The following is a 17,279-nucleotide window of genomic DNA, read 5'->3' as shown; positions in this document are numbered from 1 at the left end:
ATTTTTAACCTTTTTGCATTACCAGCTGAAGGCCCAGCCAAGCCATAAATATACACACCACCACGTTTAAGGTGATATTGAGGGCCATTTTAAAAAAGTGACCTTGTTGCAAGAGCAACAACGAATCCATTGAGAATGTTGAAAAGGTGGTCAATGCACCTAAAAAGCCAATACCAATTAAGGTTTTAGCGGGGCTAACAGCGATTATTTCTTTTTCAATCAAGCCGTATAAAATGCCCATTAACAATGAACCAAGAATATTAACTGTCAACGTGCCAAAAGGGAATCCCCTACCGAGCAGTTTTAGCATGGTTTCGCTAAGAAAATAGCGTAAACATGCCCCTGAAGCGCCACCCATTGCAATCATCATGTAAAGTTTCAAACTATTCATAACGTTTAATATCACTTTGCTCGTTACGCTGAGTTAAATAGTCCAGCTTTTGTTTTATTTTTTGTTCAAGCCCACGATCGGTTGGGAAGTAATACTGGCGATCATTAATTGCCTCAGGGAAATACTTTTCACCTGCAGCAAATGCACCTTCCTCATTATGTGCATACCGATATTCAGCGCCATAACCTAAGTCTTTCATTAAGCTAGTTGGTGCATTGCGTAGATGCTCTGGCACCGGATGGCTCGGCTCATTTTTAGCATCTTGCATAGCTTGATTAAACGCCATATAAACTGCGTTACTTTTCGGGGCACTGGCTAAATAAATGGTGGCTTGTGCAATAGCGCGCTCACCTTCACTTGGGCCTACACGTTGAAAAATATCCCACGCATTGAGTGCGACTTCCATTGCTCGCGGGTCTGCATTGCCAATATCTTCTGTAGCAATCGCTAATAAACGCCGAGCCACATAAAGTGGGTCTCCGCCACCAGCTAAAATACGGCAGTACCAATATAAGGCGCCATCAGGTGAACTACCTCGCACTGACTTATGAAACGCTGAAATCAAGTCGTAAAACTCATCGCCGCCTTTGTCGTATTTGGCTAAGTGAGTTGGCAGTACTTGGCTTAAAACATGTTGATCAACAAGGTATTTACCCTGCTGCTCCGTGGTTAAATCAACCGCTTGTTCTAACAGGTTAAGCACTTTACGCGCATCGCCATCACTTGCTTGGCAAAGCGCTTGTTTAGCGTTATCGGCAATTTCAATGTGTTTTTGGCTAAGCTCTACGTCTTCACGTAAAGCGCGCTCAATCACGGTAAATAAGTCGGCTTGTTCAAGCGCTTTTAAAACATACACACGAGCACGAGACAGTATCGCGTTATTAAGTGCAAATGATGGGTTTTCGGTGGTCGCGCCGACAAAAATAAAAGTACCATCTTCGATATGTGGTAAAAATGCATCTTGCTGAGATTTATTAAAGCGATGCACCTCATCGACAAACAATAAGGTGCGTTGCCCTCGACCAGCAAGGTTTGCTTTTGCTTCGCTTACGGCCTCACGAATGTCTTTTACACCTGCTGTGACTGCCGACATTTGAATAAGGCTTGCGTCGGCATGGTTTGCAATAATCTGCGCTAACGTGGTTTTACCAACACCTGGCGGCCCCCACAAAATGAGGCTGTGGCATCGGCCTGCAAGTATCGCTTGGTAAAGAGGTTTATCGGGGCTTAAAAGGTGCTGCTGACCTATGTAGTCATTGAGTGTTTCGGGTCGCATGCGCGCCGCAAGTGGGCGCACATCAGGACCAAAATTAAATCCGAGATTACTCAAGCCTTAATCACCTTGGCTTTGGTCGTCAACTTCAACGCCTTCTGGAATGGTAAATTCAAAGGTTTGAGTTGCAAGTGCTTCGTTTACTTTAGCATCTTTAAAGGTAAATAAAGACTGCTGACCAGATGTGTCTAATACTGTCAGTGATGCTAGACCTTGCTCTTTAGCATTAAAGCTAATATCTAACTTTTCAACTTGGCTCTCAACGCCTTTGTTTGGCGTGACGCTAAAACCAGCATCGGTTGCCACAACTTGGTATTTAGCCCACTGCTCTGGATCTTTTGAGGTCAACAATACAAACGGTGTTGAATCAATCAGGCTGTGAGTATTCATAATCGTTACTTGCTCTGCAAAGCTGTCAAAGTAATACGTTTTATCGCCATTTGATACAAACAAGGTATCGTCTGGGCTTTGCTGCTGCCAGCGGATCATCATAGGTTGCTGAAGGGCAATATTCCCCTCACCTTGCATGATAGCTTCGCCTTGCGAATCGGTAACCTGCTGTGAAAACTCTGCTTTAAAACTTTTAATCGCAGCCAGTTGCTGTTGCAACGCTTCGCTGTCGTCTGCAAAACTTTGACCGCTTAATAAACAACCCATAATTAGGGCTAGGTATTTAATTTTTTTCATTAATTTGCTCCACCATTTGGCACTAAGACTTCGCGGGCACCGTTGTGTCCTGGTGCGCTAACAATGCCTGATGTTTCCATTTGTTCAACTAAGCGTGCTGCGCGGTTATAACCTACACGAAGCTTACGCTGTACACTCGATACCGACACTTTGCCGGTTTCAATTACAAATGATACTGCTTCATCGTAAAGCGGATCTGACTCTTCATCACCGTCTTCACTGGTTTCTCCTGGTAGTAAAATTTCTTCTGTGGCATCGCCACTTAAAATTTCATCAATATAATTTGGTTTGCCACGTTTTTTCCAATCGTCTACAACCGCATGAACTTCGTGGTCATCAACAAACGCGCCATGCACACGCACAGGTACACTGGTACCCGGCGGTAAGTAAAGCATGTCACCCATACCAAGTAAGTTTTCAGCACCTTGCTGATCTAAAATAGTACGCGAGTCAATTTTACTTGAAACTTGGAACGCCATACGTGTTGGAATATTCGCTTTAATCAAACCTGTAATTACGTCAACCGATGGGCGTTGTGTTGCTAGCACTAAGTGAATACCTGCAGCACGGGCTTTTTGCGCGATACGTGCAATCAGCTCTTCCACTTTTTTACCCACGATCATCATCATGTCGGCAAATTCGTCAATGACCACCACAATACTTGGTAGTTTATCTAGCTCTTCAGGGCCATCGGCCATACCGTCGGTGTCTTTAAACAGTGGATCTAGAATCGGTTGACCCGCTTCTTTGGCATCCAACACTTTTTGGTTGTAACCTTTTAAATTACGCACACCAAGTGCCGACATAAGCTTATAACGACGTTCCATTTCGCCTACACACCAACGCAATGCATTGGCTGCTTCTTTCATATCGGTAACAACTTCACATAATAAATGTGGGATGCCTTCGTACACAGAAAGTTCAAGCATTTTCGGGTCAATCATGATCATACGAACATCATCAGGGCCCGATTTGTACAATAAGCTTAATATCATTACATTAACGCCCACTGACTTACCTGAACCTGTAGTACCCGCAACAAGTAAATGTGGCATTTTGCCAAGGTCAGCACACACCGGCTCGCCAGCAATGTCTTTACCTAATACCATAGTTAGTGGTGATGGGTTTGATTCGAACTTAGGCGCGTTAATAACTTCACTTAAACGCACTATTTCACGGTGCTTGTTAGGTAGCTCTAAACCAACATAGGTTTTACCAGGAATAACTTCTACTACACGTACGCTTACAGCAGACAGTGAGCGTGCTAAATCTTTCGCTAGGCCAGTGATTTTAGCTACTTTAATACCCGGCGCTAAATCAAGCTCAAAGCGCGTTACAACCGGACCTGGGTAAACACCCACAACCGCAGCTTGAATGTTAAAATCAAGTAATTTGGTTTCAACTAAACGCGAGATTCCATCAAGCTCTTCTTGAGATAATGGGTTTTTCGCTTTATCTGGGCGGTCTAATAAATCAAGTGATGGTAACGGGTTTGTAGGCGGCTGCTCTTCAAGCAGTGCTTCAAACTTTTCCTTTGCCGTTGGTGGTGGCTGATACGCAGGTTTCGGCTTAGGCATAGGGCGCGCAGGCGAAACAACCGTTGTAACAGGTTTTTCTGGCTCAACGACTGGGCTTTGATCAAGCGCATTCAGTGCCGATACCGTATCGAATGATTCATCATCAAGGGCACTAAAACCAATTTCTTGGTCAAGAATATCGTCTAGTTCATCAAAGCCTTTAAAGTCATCATCGGCTTTTTCTGCAGGCTTTTCCTTATCCTTAGTAGGTTTTGGTTGTTCTTCATCTGCATCATTAAAGCTAATAGCTGGCTCGTTTTCTGGTTCTACAAAGTTAGCGTCTGGCTCTGTAGTGGCAATATCTTTAACAGCTTCTTTTTCACGATGTAACCAAGCAGAAAATTGCTCACGTAAAAAGTAAAATGCTTTCATTACCCACTTGCCGACAAAATCGACAAATTGCACCCACGAAATACCGGTTAATAGGGTTAAACCAGCAAAGAAAAAACACAGTAATAAAATTGAGGTGCCGGTAAAATTAAAGGTTGGCATCATTGCTGTAGCAATAACATCCCCCACTACCCCACCAGATGAGAAGTTATAAATATCATCAAAATTAATGCTGCTGATAGCTGTCGCTGAAGTAATAAACAGCGCAAAACCAATAACACGTAAGGCAAGCGTGGTGTAATCAAGCTGGAAAATACGGTGTGGTTGTTTAAACAATAAATAGCCGAACAATTGAATAGCAACAGGCACTAAATAAGCAAGCCAGCCAAAAGTGAGTAATAGGATATCTGCAACCCAAGCTCCCGCTGTGCCGGTAATATTCTTAACATTAACAAATTCACCGGTTTGCGACCATGAAGGGTCCGCAGGATCAAAACTGATTAATGCACATAAAATAAATACTGCAGCAAAGGTGCTGATGATTAGCCCCGTTTCTAACAGTCTTTGAACACCATTTAGGCGCATAGCTCCCTATTCCTTATTATTCTTTACTGATCGATTAGCAGTGAAATACCTTAGCAGGAAATGCCGTTTGATGCACTTTATCTTAGCCTTGATGGACTGATAATGAACAAGTTTTTGTTACTCAATATGTATTTTAACAGTTTAGGCAATATATGGGCGAATAATGACCCCTTCTTCACCTTTTACTTCTTCCATTACCACATAAGTTCGGCTTTCACTGACATTTGGTAGTTTTAGTAGAATATCACCCAGTACATTTCGATATTCCGACATATCATTTACACGTGTTTTTAATAAAAAGTCGAAATTACCCGATACTAGATGGCACTCAATTATTTCGTCGTGCTTTTTAACTGCAGCGTTAAACTCTTCGAAAACATCTGGTGAGGTTTTAGTGATGGTTACTTCTACATAAACCGACAAACCTTGGCCAAGTTTAGCAGGATCCACTACTGCTTTATATCCGAGTATATAACCCTCTCTTTCGAGCTTTTTTACCCGCTCCAAACAAGGGGTGGCACTTAGCCCTACACGCCTTGCCAGCTCTACGTTAGAGATCCGACCATCGAGCTGTAATTCCATTAAAATTTTACGGTCTATTCTGTCGAGTAATTGATGCATAAGCCAAACCAGAGTTTTGCACTGTTTAAAATATATTTTTAGATTATATCACTAGAATACCACTTAAAAAAGGTGAGACACACTGGCTGGTCATGAATATAATAGTCAAAAATTTTATCCCGTTCTATTAAGGCGAAAAACTATGATTATTGGTGTACCTAAAGAAATCAAAAACCATGAATACCGTGTAGGTATGGTTCCTGCGAGTGTTCGTGAACTAGTAAACCATGGCCACCAAGTGTTTGTTGAAACTGATGCTGGTATGGGCATTGGCTTCACTAACGAAGATTATGTTGCAGCTGGTGCTGAAATTTTACCAACAGCAGCAGACGTTTTTGCTAAAGCTGAAATGATCGTTAAAGTAAAAGAGCCACAAGCTGTTGAGCGTGCAATGTTACGCGAAGACCAAATTCTATTTACTTACCTTCACTTAGCACCGGATCTTCCACAAACTGAAGACCTAGTTAAAAGTGGTGCAGTGTGTATCGCTTACGAAACAGTAACTGATTCACGTGGCGGTTTACCTCTTCTTGCTCCTATGAGTGAAGTTGCAGGTCGTATGTCTATCCAAGCTGGTGCACAAGCGCTTGAAAAATCAAACCACGGCCGTGGTATGTTACTTGGTGGTGTACCAGGTGTTGAGCCAGCTAAAGTTGTTGTTATCGGCGGCGGCATGGTTGGTCGTAGCGCAGCACAAATGGCTGTTGGCCTAGGTGCTGATGTTGTTGTTCTTGACCGTAACATCGACGTACTACGTGCATTAGACGCACAGTTCGGTAATAAAGTTAAAGCTATCTACTCTACTGCTGACGCACTAGAAAAACACGTACTAGAAGCTGACCTTGTGATCGGTGGCGTACTAATCCCAGGTGCAGCGGCGCCTAAACTAGTAACAGCTGAGCACATCAAAGCAATGAAGCCTGGTTCTGCAATCGTTGACGTTGCAATCGACCAAGGTGGTTGTATCGCAACTTCTAAAGCGACAACTCACGCTGATCCTACTTACATTGTTGATGACGTTGTTCACTACTGTGTTGCTAACATGCCAGGTGCTGTTCCACGTACTTCTACGTTCGCACTTAACAACGCAACATTACCGTTCATCATCAACCTTGCTAACAAAGGCTACAAGAAAGCGCTTCTTGACGATGCTAACTTCTTAAAAGGCTTAAACGTGATCAAAGGCCAAGTTACTTATAAAGAAGTAGCTGAAGCTTTCAACATGGAATATGTTGACCCACGTACAGCAGTTGAAAATGCATAAATAGCATTTTGAAACAAAAAAAGCAGCGATATCGCTGCTTTTTTTATGCCTGTTTGCAAATAAATTAGTTTATCTGCAAACAATTATATTTCTGATTAACGACGCTTAGTTTGTTTAGCGCGTTGATTGTGCTTTTTAACCGCCTTACGGATTTGGTTAATTTTAGCACGCTTGTCTTTACGCTTTTCAGGAATAACCGACAGCTTAGTTTGCGTTTCGCGGCCTAGTTGCACTGTTTTACGTAAATAGTTAACCGTGTCTAAATCAAGTTCAGCCCAACCACCTTGTGGCAAACGCTTATCAAGCTCTAACTTACCGTAACGAATACGGATAAGACGCGATACTTCAACATCTTGTGATTGCCATAAACGACGTACTTCGCGGTTACGCCCTTCTGTTAAAGTCACATTGAACCAACGGTTGATACCTTCACCACCCATAGGTTTGATGTTTAAGAATTTTGCAGGACCATCTTCAAGCTCAACGCCTTTTGTTAAAGTGCGTAGCGTTTCGTTAGTTACTTCACCAAACACACGAGCTGAGTACTCACGCTCTACTTCGTAGCTTGGGTGCATTAAACGGTTAGCAAGTTCACCATCGTTAGTAAACAGCATTAAACCAGCGGTATTTATATCTAGTCGGCCAACTGCAATCCAACGTTCGCCATCAACACGTGGTAAACGGTCAAATACCGTACGACGACCTTCAGGGTCTTTACGTGTACATAACTCGCCTTCTGGCTTGTTATACATAAGCACTCGACAAATACGGTCGGCTTTGTCTTCAATTTTAACTACGTGACCGTCAACTCGAATTACATCGGTTGCTTCAACACGGTCGCCTAAACGTGCCACTTTACCATTCACGCTCACACGGTTGGCATCGATGTATTTTTCCATTTCACGACGTGAACCCACGCCAGCACGGGCTAATACTTTTTGTAACTTTTCAGTTTCTACATTACTCATTCAGATAGTTCTCTCACAGAAGGATCGCTCAATAGCTGGTTGATTTTACTCTCCTGAAGTTCAGGTAACGGCGGTAATTCATCTAAACCAGCTAATGAAAAATAATCTAAGAAAGCGGATGTTGTGGCATACAACGCTGGGCGCCCAGGCACCTCTTTATGACCGACAACTCTGACCCACTCTCTTTCTAATAAGGTTTTAATAATTCCTGAGCCAACAGTCACACCCCGTACTTGTTCAATTTCACCACGGGTAATAGGTTGTCTATAGGCAATCAAGGATAAAGTTTCTAGTAGTGCTCGTGAGTATTTAGGTGCGCGCTCTTGCCATAAGTTTGCCAGCCAAGGCGCTAAACTAGCGCAGGCTTGAAACCTGTAACCGCTGCCTACTGCAACAAGCTTAATGCCTCGGGTTTGATAATGCGTTTGAATTTGTTCAATTGCATTATTAATGCGCGGCATAGAAACGCTTAAATCAGCTAATACTGTCTCTTTTAAATGACGTTTAGACACAGGTTTTCCAGCAACAAAAATCGCGGCTTCTATGATTTCGACTAACTGTTCATCACTGATACGTTTTGTGGCCATCGCTACTAAAGGTCATTTTAAATCACTAACGCTCTATTATGACAGAAGTCGGCCAAGGTTGGAAAAATTATTGTAAAAAAGCCAGTGTAAAACACTGGCTTTAGGGGATATTTACGAATGAATATTGAAATTAGCTATTTTTAACCATTTCAAGGGCATCATCTTCGGCAACGTCGCTGCCATATTTGCTAATGTAATTAACAAACTCAGTGCGGCTTACACGCTTATCTTTGTTGCTATCCATATAGCCAAAGTGATTTGCGATATCGTCGTCATCGGCTTCTTCAATAGAAACATAACCATTTTTGTCGTTATCTAACGATTTAAAGTCATTTTCGATTGGGTCAAATTTAGCGATTTCAGCTTTAAATGCTGATTCAGATACCTCACTATCAGTTGCCACTTTGCCTGTATTTAGCTGCATGTATGCATTAAATTCAGTACGGCTGATTTGCTCATCCATATTGGTATCGATATTTGAAAAATGATCCCAAATAGCATCATCGTCAGCTTCTACCTTAGAGATATAACCGTCATTGTCATTATCTAGGCTGCCAAAATCACTGTCGATTTTTGCTAAAGAGTTACTTGCAGAACATGCTGAAAGACTTAGTGCTGCTAAAATTGTTGATGCTAAAGTTAACTTGTTCATAAGACATTTCCTTGTAGTCGATTAGATTCACTTCGAATGTTACAAGTTGAATGCCAAAATGCCTTATTGGCTAAAATCAAGCACTTACAGCCTGGTTAAGTTGGTGTTAAGCCTATGATTTAGCAAGCTTTTCATGGATTACTGTAATTTTTTCATAAAAAAAGCGCTCCGAAGAGCGCTTTTTACAAATAACAAAAATGCCGCTATTAGATAGCTGCGTTTTGGTAACGCTTAACGAAGTCTGTTACTGCTTCGCCATTACATTTTAACGTATTTAAGTTACCAATTTTTTCACGCACAGGTGTTAAACCTTTTTTAAGTGCAGTGATGCAAAGTTGAGTTTCTTTTTGCTCATTTTTAGCAAACACTTCAACAGCTGCTTTTGCTGCTTCTTGTGATTGTGCTTTTTTAGCAATTTCACGGATGTCAGTACCGTTACATAAAATGCTTTTTGAAAAACGTGACATTGAAATGCCATGCTTTGCTGCTTCTTTACGTGCAGCGGTAAACCCTTCGTTCGCACTTAAGCTACATAACTTTGATTCAATACGGTTATCAGCTGAAAAGTAGTGCGGGTTGCTTGCTAATGAGCCAAATGAGATACATGCAAGAGAAAGCATCACTAATTGTTTTTTCATGGTTTACCTTTAAATAGTACATAATATGAACGGATGGTTTGCGCGCATTATATAAACAAAAATCAGTAGATCAACTGAATTATTTATTTAATTTAATAATTAATATTGAGTTAACAATGTTTTTAAATTAAGCAGCAATTGATCAACATTTACCCAATTTGATTTTCGTAATTAGCTCATGAATAAGCCCTAGTTTGATGATAGAATTGCGCTAAACACTGAAACAAAAATAATAGGTGCACCATGAAGGTAATCTCATTTAACATTAACGGCCTGCGCGCTCGTTTACACCAATTGCAAGCCGTAATTGATAAACATCAACCAGATATTATTGGCTTACAAGAAATCAAAGTACATGATGAGGCCTTCCCTCTCGAAGATGTGCAAAAAATGGGTTATCACGTTTATTTTCATGGTCAAAAAGCGCATTACGGCGTGGCTATGTTATGTAAACAAGAGCCGAAATCAGTAGTTAAAGGCTTTGCAACCGATACCGACGAATCACAGCGTCGTATGATCAGTGTTACCGTGACACAAGAAAATGGTCGTGACCTAACGGTGATGAATGGCTACTTCCCGCAAGGGGATAATATTGCCCACGAAACCAAATTCCCTTATAAGCGTCAATTCTATAAAGATTTAATGACTCACTTAGAAGATAACCACACGCCAGAGCAAGATGTTATTGTGATGGGCGATATTAATATTTCACCAACCGATCTCGATATTGGTATTGGTGAACCAAACCGTAAGCGCTGGTTAAAAACAGGTAAGTGTTCTTTCCAACCTGAAGAGCGTGAATGGTTAAGCACGTTATTAAACTGGGGCTTTAAAGATACCTTCCGTGAACTTTACCCAGAAAAAACCGAGCAATATTCGTGGTTTGATTACCGCTCTAAAGGTTTTGATGACAACCGCGGTCTGCGTATTGATGTGATCTTAGCAACCCCTGCTCTTGCTGAGCGTTGTGTTGAGTCTGGTATCGATTACGAATTACGTGGTATCGAAAAACCATCTGATCATGCGCCAATTTGGTCAACATTTAACGCATGATAGACACTATGCAATGGCAGCTCCCATTGTGGAGCTGTGTGGCTATAATACTTTGGCTCAGCTTTGATAAACAAAGCCTGTCACATTTGCTGGCAACACCGATAAGACAAGTGGGTGTGCTCGCATGTGCCCTTGTACTTGCGGTACTGTGGCGTATTAAAGCAGGCATATTACCTGGCCTCGAATTGCATATTTTGGGGGTCACTGCAGTGACCCTAATTTTAGGTTGGCGACTGGCAATTTTTGCAAGCCTTCTTGCAAGTTTACTCTTGGTATTAGTCGCTCAGTTGCCAGTATCAATATTGCCAGTGCATTTATTGTTTACTGCTTTTTTACCAATTACATTGAGCTATTTGTGTTTTGTGGTTTGCTATAGCTACCTGCCGAGACACTTTTTTATTTATATCTTTTTATGCGCGTTTTTAACCGCTGCTGTTATCGCCTGTATTAAAATACTTACCAGCGGCGTGTTTTATTACTTGCTTGGTGATTACAGTTTTATTGAGATTTCAGAAAACTATCTGATCCTGTGTGCCATAATTTGGTTTCCTGAAGCAATGCTCAATGGCATGGCCATTACCTTGATGATCACCTATCGCCCTCATTGGGTTAAAACCTTTTATGATAAGGACTATTTAGACTCATGAGTCTTCACTATCACTGCCCGCTTTGCAAACTTGAACTTACTCTAAACGACAAAACTTACCGTTGTGACAACAACCACAGTTTTGATATCGCCAAAGAGGGTTATGTCAATTTACTTCCCGTGCAAAATAAAAAGTCTAAACAACCAGGCGATAATCTTGAAATGGTGCAAGCTCGCCGCGCTTTTTTAAGTGCCGGACACTATTTGTTTTTACAGCAAGCTTTAGCAGAGCTAGTGGCCTCTCTCGAACCAAGTTCAGTGATTGATTTAGGCTGTGGTGAAGGCTTTTACACGCAAGCTATTGCAGCGCAGTCGAGTGCCGATGTATATGGTGTTGATATTTCTAAGCCCGCGGTAAAATACGCCGCTAAGCGTTACGAAAATGCGCATTTTAGTGTCGCGTCGATTAGCCAAGCCCCTTTTGCAGATGCGCAGGCTGATGTGCTTGTTAGTGTGTTTGCCCCTTTATTTGCACAAGAACTTGCTCGCCTTGCCAAACCGCAAGCTAGTTTAATTGTTGCAAGCCCTGGCCCTTGGCACCTTAAAGAGTTAAAAGCGTTTATTTATGCCGATGTAAAACCGCATACAGAGATAGAACCACCAGCAGGCTTTAGCAAAGAGTCGATAAACTTGTTAGAGCAACAAGTGCTGTTGTCTGTCGATGAGATAAAACATTTAATTATGATGACGCCGTTTGCGTGGAAGTTTCGCCCAGAGCATTGGGAGCAGATAGAGCAACAAGGCCCACAAAAAGTAACGTTATCGTTTTATGTGAGCCAGTTTGTTCGCAATTAGAAGTGTTCTTTAGTGAAGGCTTTATCCATTTTTTCGAACATATCTTTTAATAATTGAGCTAAGTCAGTGTAGCGTGGTTTTTCAGTCGTTAATTGTGACTGATAACCATGCGCCTTCATTTTACTGTGCAGCTCTGTGTACCAACTTAGCATTGCTGGCTCTAAACGGGTTTCTGCACGGCGGCCTAGCCACAACAAACCTTGAAGTGGTAGTGATAAAAAGAAAAGCGCGATAGTGATAGCTTGTGGAAAATAATCACTACCTAAGTAATTAACTTGCATAAAAACGGTCAGCATTGCCAATATTGGCATCACTGTAATTGCCAGTTCAGTGGCCTTGATCACTCTAAATTCGGCAAACAATGGAGCGAGCTCTTGTCGCATCGGCCATTTTTTAGCGTACTGACGACCTGTTTGCACTTGTGACATGACACCTTTTTGCATCATCACTCCTAGGGTTTTCAACTTGTTTCACAACCGAGTGTAACACACTCCCGGATACAATCCCTGCAAAACCTGTCCTAGTTTTAATACCAAATTAATGGTTAGGAGACTAACGTTTAAAGTCTAAATGAGATAAAATGTTATCGGCTTAAGTCAACCAGACTTTAGTATAATTACAGCCTAGCTTTGTTAAGTGTAGCAACAAAATACTTATTTACTATACTGGCAAAGAATTCTAATTATCAAGCCTTAATATACACTGACTGATATCGTACTTTTAGGACCTAGCTATGTCGACGCCCCTTTGCTCACCACAACATGTATTAGTACTGAACTGTGGTAGTTCAAGTTTAAAATTTGCCATTTTAGATGCCGCCACTTCTGACGAAGTTATTTCTGGTTTAGCTGAGCGCCTTGGCTCAGATACGCCTTCAATCAAATATAAATATAATGGTGAAAAACAACTTATTGAGCTTGCAAAGGACCAAGCCCACGATGCAGCAATTGCTGAGCTTGTGAAGCTAGTTAATGAGCTAGGCCTTGCAGATAATTTAATTGCTGTGGGTCATCGTGTTGTGCACGGTGGTGAGCATTTCACTGAATCTGTGCTTATCGACGATGATGTACTTGCAGCTATCGAAAAAACAGCCGCACTTGCTCCACTTCATAACCCAGCCAACTTATTGGGCATTCGCACTGCACAGCAAGCGTTCTCAGCGCTACCACAAATTGCTGTATTTGATACGGCATTTCATCAAAGCATGCCAAATATTGCGTACTTATACGCCCTGCCTTACTCGCTTTATAAAGAGCACGGCGTAAGACGCTATGGTTTCCATGGCACGAGCCATTATTATGTTGCAGGTGAAGCGGCAAAATTATTAGGCAAAGAGCGCGAACAAACCAATGTGATCAGTGCGCATTTAGGTAATGGTTGTTCGGTATGTGCGATTAAAGATGGTAAGAGTGTTGATACCAGTATGGGCCTTACACCGCTTGAAGGCTTAGTGATGGGTACCCGCAGTGGTAGTATCGACCCGGGTTTATTCACGTTTTTAACTCAGCAACTAAATTATTCAGTGCAAGAAATTGATGACTTACTTAATAAGCAAAGTGGCTTGTTAGGTATTAGTGAATTATCAAATGACTGTCGCACTATTGAAGAAGCCGCCGTTGAGGGCCACCCACAAGCGAACCTTGCACTCGATATTTTTTGCTACCGTTTAGCAAAACAAATCGCCGCATTCTTGGTGCCAGTACAACGCCTTGATGCACTTATTTTCACCGGTGGTATTGGTGAAAACTCAGATATCATTCGTGACAAAGTAATCACTCAATTAGGCTTTTTAGGCCTTGAGTGTGACGAAGCTGCAAACTTAGCGGCACGTTTTGGTAAAGAAGGCTTAATTTCAAAAGGCCAATCGCATGCTAAAGCGTTTGTGATCCCGACTAACGAAGAATGGGTTATTGCTAACGATGCAGCCCGCATTGCAAAGGAGGGTTAAGTAAATGGCACGTAGAATTATGTTGATCCCTATTTCGACTGGGGTTGGTTTAACATCTGTTTCTGTTGGTTTAGTGCGCGCACTTGAGCAAAAAGCGCTTAAAGTGAACTTTTTCAAACCAATTGCGCAGCCGCGCTCTGGCGATACAGGACCTGAAAAGTCGACGCAAATTGTCACCCATGGCTCGCCTATTAATCCGCCGACACCATTTGAGCTTAGCTATGCAGAGCAAATGATAGGTGATGGTAAAGGCGACGATTTACTAGAAGAAATCGTAGAGCGCTTTGAAAGCACCATTAAAGAAGACGAAATTGCTATTATTGAAGGTATGGTGCCAACACGTCGTCAGCCTTATGCTGGCCGTGTAAACCGTGAAATCGCGCAAACACTGGGTGCTGATATTGTTTTTGTTTTAACACCTAGTAACGATAGCAACGACCAAATTGAAGACCGTTTAGAAATTGCTTCTGGCAACTATGGCGGTGTTAACCACCCTCGCGTGCTAGGCTGTATCTTCAACAAAGTTAATGCACCTTTAGATGACGAAGGTCGCGCACGTGCAGATCTTGTTGAAGCCCATGAGCCTGAGCAACTTGAAAACGAATTAAACCGTTTAGCATCATTGCCTATTTTCAGAAAACACCCATTTAAATTATTAGGTTCAATCCCGTGGGATTTCGACCTAGTAGCGCCGCGTGTGCGTGATTTATGTGAATACCTAAAGGCCGAAGTTATTAACGAAGGCGACATGGCTCACCGTCGTTTACGTCGCGTTACTTTCTGTGCTCGTACTGTATCGAATATTTTAAGCCATTTTACCCCGGGTGCATTACTCGTTACTCCGGGCGATCGCTCTGATGTACTCGTTGCCGCTTGTTTATCAGCCATGAATGGTACCAAGCTTGGGGCTATTTTATTAACCGGTGGCTTTAAGCCTGAAGATCGCATCATGAAATTGTGCGAACAAGCTATGAATACCGGCCTGCCGATTCTTGCAACACAAGAAGATACATGGCGCACGTCTTTATTACTGCACAACTTCAATATGGAAGTACCGTGTGATGATGACCAACGTATCGATAAAGTAAAAGATCACAACGCTAGTAACATTGACTCTGACTGGTTAGACAGCCTGGCACAAAGTGTTGGCCGTACTCGTAAAATGTCTCCACCAGCGTTTCGCTTCTTACTAACAGATAAAGCCCGTCAAGCGAAGAAAACGGTTGTTTTACCTGAAGGTAATGAGCCGCGCACGATTAAAGCCGCAGCAATTTGTGGTCAACGTGGCATTGCAAAAACAATCCTACTTGGTGACAAAGAAGAAATTTTACGTATTGCTGAGCAACAAGGTGTTGAGCTTAACGATAACGTAACCATTGTTGAACCAGGTGATGTGATCAACGATTACGTTGCGCCTATGGTCGAAATTCGTAAAAACAAAGGCTTAACAGAAGTGGTTGCCCAAGAGCAATTACTGGATAACGTGGTGCTTGGTACCATGATGCTTGAACAAGGCAAAGTAGATGGCCTAGTGTCGGGTGCGGTAAATACCACAGCCAACACAATTCGCCCACCGCTACAGTTAATTAAAACTGCGCCAGGTTCATCGTTGGTATCATCAGTGTTCTTTATGCTGTTACCTGATCAAGTTCTGGTATACGGTGACTGTGCTATCAACCCAGACCCAACAGCAGAGCAACTGGCCGATATCGCGATTCAATCAGCGGATTCAGCGGCTGCGTTTGGTATTGAGCCTCGTGTTGCAATGATCAGCTACAGTACGGGTACCTCGGGTTCAGGTGCTGACGTAGAAAAAGTGCGTGAAGCCACTAAGCTTGCCCAGCAAAAGCGCCCTGATTTAGTAATTGATGGCCCGCTTCAGTATGATGCTGCAATTATGGAAAACGTAGCACTTAAGAAAGCACCTGACAGCCCGGTTGCAGGTAAAGCAACAGTGTTTGTATTCCCAGATTTAAATACGGGTAATACAACTTATAAAGCCGTACAACGTAGTGCTGATTTAATTAGTATTGGCCCTATGCTGCAAGGTATGCGTAAGCCGGTAAATGACTTGAGCCGTGGTGCATTAGTAGACGATATTGTTTACACCATTGCCCTTACAGCGATTCAAGCTAAGCAAGTTGAAAGCTTAGAAAATTAACCCTTCAAAATTTAGGCTAATTTATAAACCTTTATAAATTAGCCTATTAGCTTCTTTATACTGACCTATTCCCATATTTATCCACAGATTCTGTGGACAACCTCAACAGCGATATTGAGTAAAACCTCAGCAATCAAAATTATTGCGCTTTATCTTAACTTTGTTTACCTATACTATAAATTCAAAGGCTTCAAAGATAGGATCGCAGATGTCAAAACAAACGTTACAACTTCATAGTGAGGAACTTACCATTCATAGTTTAGATGTCGATGCGACGATTGATCCTGCCTTACTCCAACAAGCTATTTTCTTTATTGCAAAAACGGCTGATGAGCTGTCTATTGTCTGCCCAAGTAGTTTCCAGCTCGACAGTCTGGACCAAGAAACCGACTGGCAAGCACTTGAAGTTATTGGCCCACTTGGTTTTTCGTTAACTGGAATTATGGCGAATATTTCTGGCGTGCTAGCAAAAGCGTCGATTTCAATTTTTGCTTTATCAACTTACGATACCGATTATGTATTGGTGAAAAAGCAAAGTATGGCAAAAGCCATTACAGCTCTGAAAAAAGACGGTTACCATGTGCTAGGTGATGTTAAATAAGCCATGACTAATGAAGTTCAATACTTACCCGAACGCAGCCTCAGAAAAGCACGCTGCATGGCCATTAAAAGCCCATTTACTGGGCGTGTAAAAAGCATTAGCGAGCATCCTGAGCCATTTTTTCGTTTTGCTACCCTTGGCCCAGGGATTAGTGTTGAACTAACTAGCCACAACATAATCGCGCCATTCGATGGCACCCTATTACAAGTTAAAAATGCCGGTAAAGAATACATTTTACAGGCAAAAAACGGTTTAAAAGTTTTATTAAACTTATCGTTTTCATCGGTTGAAGAACATATCAACCACACCAATATTGCTAAATTAAATGGCAGTAAAATTAGCAAAGGTGAACGATTAGCCTATTTTGATTTACGCGAGCTGAGCAGTCCTATGCTTGGCACACTATGCGTTCTCAATAGCCAACACCTTGGACCCCTTTATTATTCACTATCTCAGGTCACTGCTGGGGTAGACACATTACTCACTGTAACTAAAAAGTAGA

Annotated in this window: 18 protein-coding genes; 8 read left to right on the top strand and 10 right to left on the bottom strand. The window is 42.1% G+C overall.

Annotated elements, in window-relative coordinates:
- Positions 1-4: 4 nt before the first annotated feature.
- The 5 genes from crcB to lrp form a co-directional block, all read right to left on the bottom strand.
- On the bottom strand, positions 5-391 hold the full coding sequence (gene crcB / locus EXT43_RS02715; RefSeq protein ID WP_082389253.1) for a fluoride efflux transporter CrcB: 387 nt from the start codon (positions 389-391) through the stop codon (positions 5-7).
- The gene (locus EXT43_RS02710) at positions 384-1,721 is read right to left on the bottom strand and encodes a replication-associated recombination protein A (RefSeq protein ID WP_130166288.1); all 1,338 of its coding nucleotides are present in this window, start codon (positions 1,719-1,721) and stop codon (positions 384-386) included. The genes crcB and EXT43_RS02710 overlap by 8 nt, the downstream gene beginning before the upstream one ends.
- A 3-nt stretch (positions 1,722-1,724) precedes the next feature.
- The gene (gene lolA / locus EXT43_RS02705) at positions 1,725-2,351 is read right to left on the bottom strand and encodes an outer membrane lipoprotein chaperone LolA (protein WP_062565165.1); all 627 of its coding nucleotides are present in this window, start codon (positions 2,349-2,351) and stop codon (positions 1,725-1,727) included.
- Positions 2,351-4,843 carry a DNA translocase FtsK 4TM domain-containing protein gene (locus EXT43_RS02700; RefSeq protein ID WP_130166287.1) on the bottom strand — a complete coding sequence of 831 codons (2,493 nt, stop codon included), beginning with the start codon at positions 4,841-4,843 and terminating at the stop codon, positions 2,351-2,353. The genes lolA and EXT43_RS02700 overlap by 1 nt, the downstream gene beginning before the upstream one ends.
- A gap of 141 nt (positions 4,844-4,984) precedes the next feature.
- Positions 4,985-5,464, bottom strand: coding sequence for a leucine-responsive transcriptional regulator Lrp (lrp, locus tag EXT43_RS02695; RefSeq protein ID WP_054552971.1), 480 nt, complete (start codon positions 5,462-5,464; stop codon positions 4,985-4,987).
- Positions 5,465-5,606: 142 nt separating this feature from the next.
- On the opposite strand from lrp, the gene ald reads away from it, so the two are divergent.
- A complete protein-coding gene (ald, locus tag EXT43_RS02690) occupies positions 5,607-6,728 on the top strand; it encodes an alanine dehydrogenase (protein ID WP_054552970.1) in 1,122 nt (373 codons plus the stop codon).
- A gap of 95 nt (positions 6,729-6,823) precedes the next feature.
- Here ald and rluB read toward each other — a convergent pair whose 3' ends face one another.
- From rluB to EXT43_RS02670, 4 genes are all read right to left on the bottom strand, one after another.
- The gene (gene rluB / locus EXT43_RS02685; RefSeq protein WP_055198703.1) at positions 6,824-7,696 is read right to left on the bottom strand and encodes a 23S rRNA pseudouridine(2605) synthase RluB; all 873 of its coding nucleotides are present in this window, start codon (positions 7,694-7,696) and stop codon (positions 6,824-6,826) included.
- Positions 7,693-8,283 carry an SMC-Scp complex subunit ScpB gene (scpB, locus tag EXT43_RS02680; RefSeq protein ID WP_130051724.1) on the bottom strand — a complete coding sequence of 197 codons (591 nt, stop codon included), beginning with the start codon at positions 8,281-8,283 and terminating at the stop codon, positions 7,693-7,695. The genes rluB and scpB overlap by 4 nt, the downstream gene beginning before the upstream one ends.
- 130 nt (positions 8,284-8,413) lie before the next feature.
- Positions 8,414-8,935: an EF-hand domain-containing protein gene (locus tag EXT43_RS02675; protein ID WP_054561272.1), complete on the bottom strand. Its 522-nt coding sequence runs from the start codon at positions 8,933-8,935 to the stop codon at positions 8,414-8,416.
- A gap of 206 nt (positions 8,936-9,141) precedes the next feature.
- Positions 9,142-9,573 (bottom strand): hypothetical protein, encoded by a 432-nt coding sequence (locus EXT43_RS02670; RefSeq protein ID WP_054561271.1) that lies wholly within the window; start codon positions 9,571-9,573, stop codon positions 9,142-9,144.
- A 243-nt stretch (positions 9,574-9,816) separates the two neighbouring features.
- On the opposite strand from EXT43_RS02670, the gene xthA reads away from it, so the two are divergent.
- From xthA to EXT43_RS02655, 3 genes are read left to right on the top strand one after another with little or no spacing between them, the layout of a single operon-like run.
- Positions 9,817-10,626 carry an exodeoxyribonuclease III gene (xthA, locus tag EXT43_RS02665; protein WP_054552965.1) on the top strand — a complete coding sequence of 270 codons (810 nt, stop codon included), beginning with the start codon at positions 9,817-9,819 and terminating at the stop codon, positions 10,624-10,626.
- Positions 10,623-11,273: an energy-coupling factor ABC transporter permease gene (locus tag EXT43_RS02660; protein ID WP_130166286.1), complete on the top strand. Its 651-nt coding sequence runs from the start codon at positions 10,623-10,625 to the stop codon at positions 11,271-11,273. Before xthA ends, EXT43_RS02660 begins: the two co-directional genes overlap by 4 nt.
- Positions 11,270-12,067, top strand: coding sequence for a putative RNA methyltransferase (locus EXT43_RS02655; RefSeq protein WP_130166285.1), 798 nt, complete (start codon positions 11,270-11,272; stop codon positions 12,065-12,067). Before EXT43_RS02660 ends, EXT43_RS02655 begins: the two co-directional genes overlap by 4 nt.
- On the opposite strand, the gene yfbV is transcribed toward EXT43_RS02655, so the two are convergent.
- Positions 12,064-12,510, bottom strand: coding sequence for a terminus macrodomain insulation protein YfbV (gene yfbV / locus EXT43_RS02650; protein ID WP_130166284.1), 447 nt, complete (start codon positions 12,508-12,510; stop codon positions 12,064-12,066). The genes EXT43_RS02655 and yfbV overlap by 4 nt on opposite strands.
- Positions 12,511-12,800: 290 nt before the next feature.
- Here yfbV and EXT43_RS02645 point away from each other — a divergent pair, with 290 nt between their 5' ends.
- From EXT43_RS02645 to EXT43_RS02630, 4 genes are all read left to right on the top strand, one after another.
- Positions 12,801-14,015 (top strand): acetate kinase, encoded by a 1,215-nt coding sequence (locus EXT43_RS02645; protein ID WP_130166283.1) that lies wholly within the window; start codon positions 12,801-12,803, stop codon positions 14,013-14,015.
- Between the two features lie 4 nt (positions 14,016-14,019).
- On the top strand, positions 14,020-16,176 hold the full coding sequence (gene pta, locus EXT43_RS02640) for a phosphate acetyltransferase (protein WP_130166282.1): 2,157 nt from the start codon (positions 14,020-14,022) through the stop codon (positions 16,174-16,176).
- A 208-nt stretch (positions 16,177-16,384) separates the two neighbouring features.
- Positions 16,385-16,777, top strand: coding sequence for an ACT domain-containing protein (locus tag EXT43_RS02635; protein WP_054552960.1), 393 nt, complete (start codon positions 16,385-16,387; stop codon positions 16,775-16,777).
- A gap of 57 nt (positions 16,778-16,834) precedes the next feature.
- Positions 16,835-17,278: a PTS glucose transporter subunit IIA gene (locus EXT43_RS02630; protein WP_228482627.1), complete on the top strand. Its 444-nt coding sequence runs from the start codon at positions 16,835-16,837 to the stop codon at positions 17,276-17,278.
- The last annotated feature ends 1 nt before the right edge of the window (position 17,279 follow it).

The sequence above is a fragment of the Pseudoalteromonas sp. CO109Y genome (assembly GCF_004208935.1).
In the GTDB taxonomy this organism is placed as follows: Bacteria; Pseudomonadota; Gammaproteobacteria; order Enterobacterales; family Alteromonadaceae; genus Pseudoalteromonas; species Pseudoalteromonas shioyasakiensis.
The sequence above is the reverse complement of the archived record's forward strand: the minus strand, read 5'-3'. Positions and strand labels throughout refer to the sequence as shown.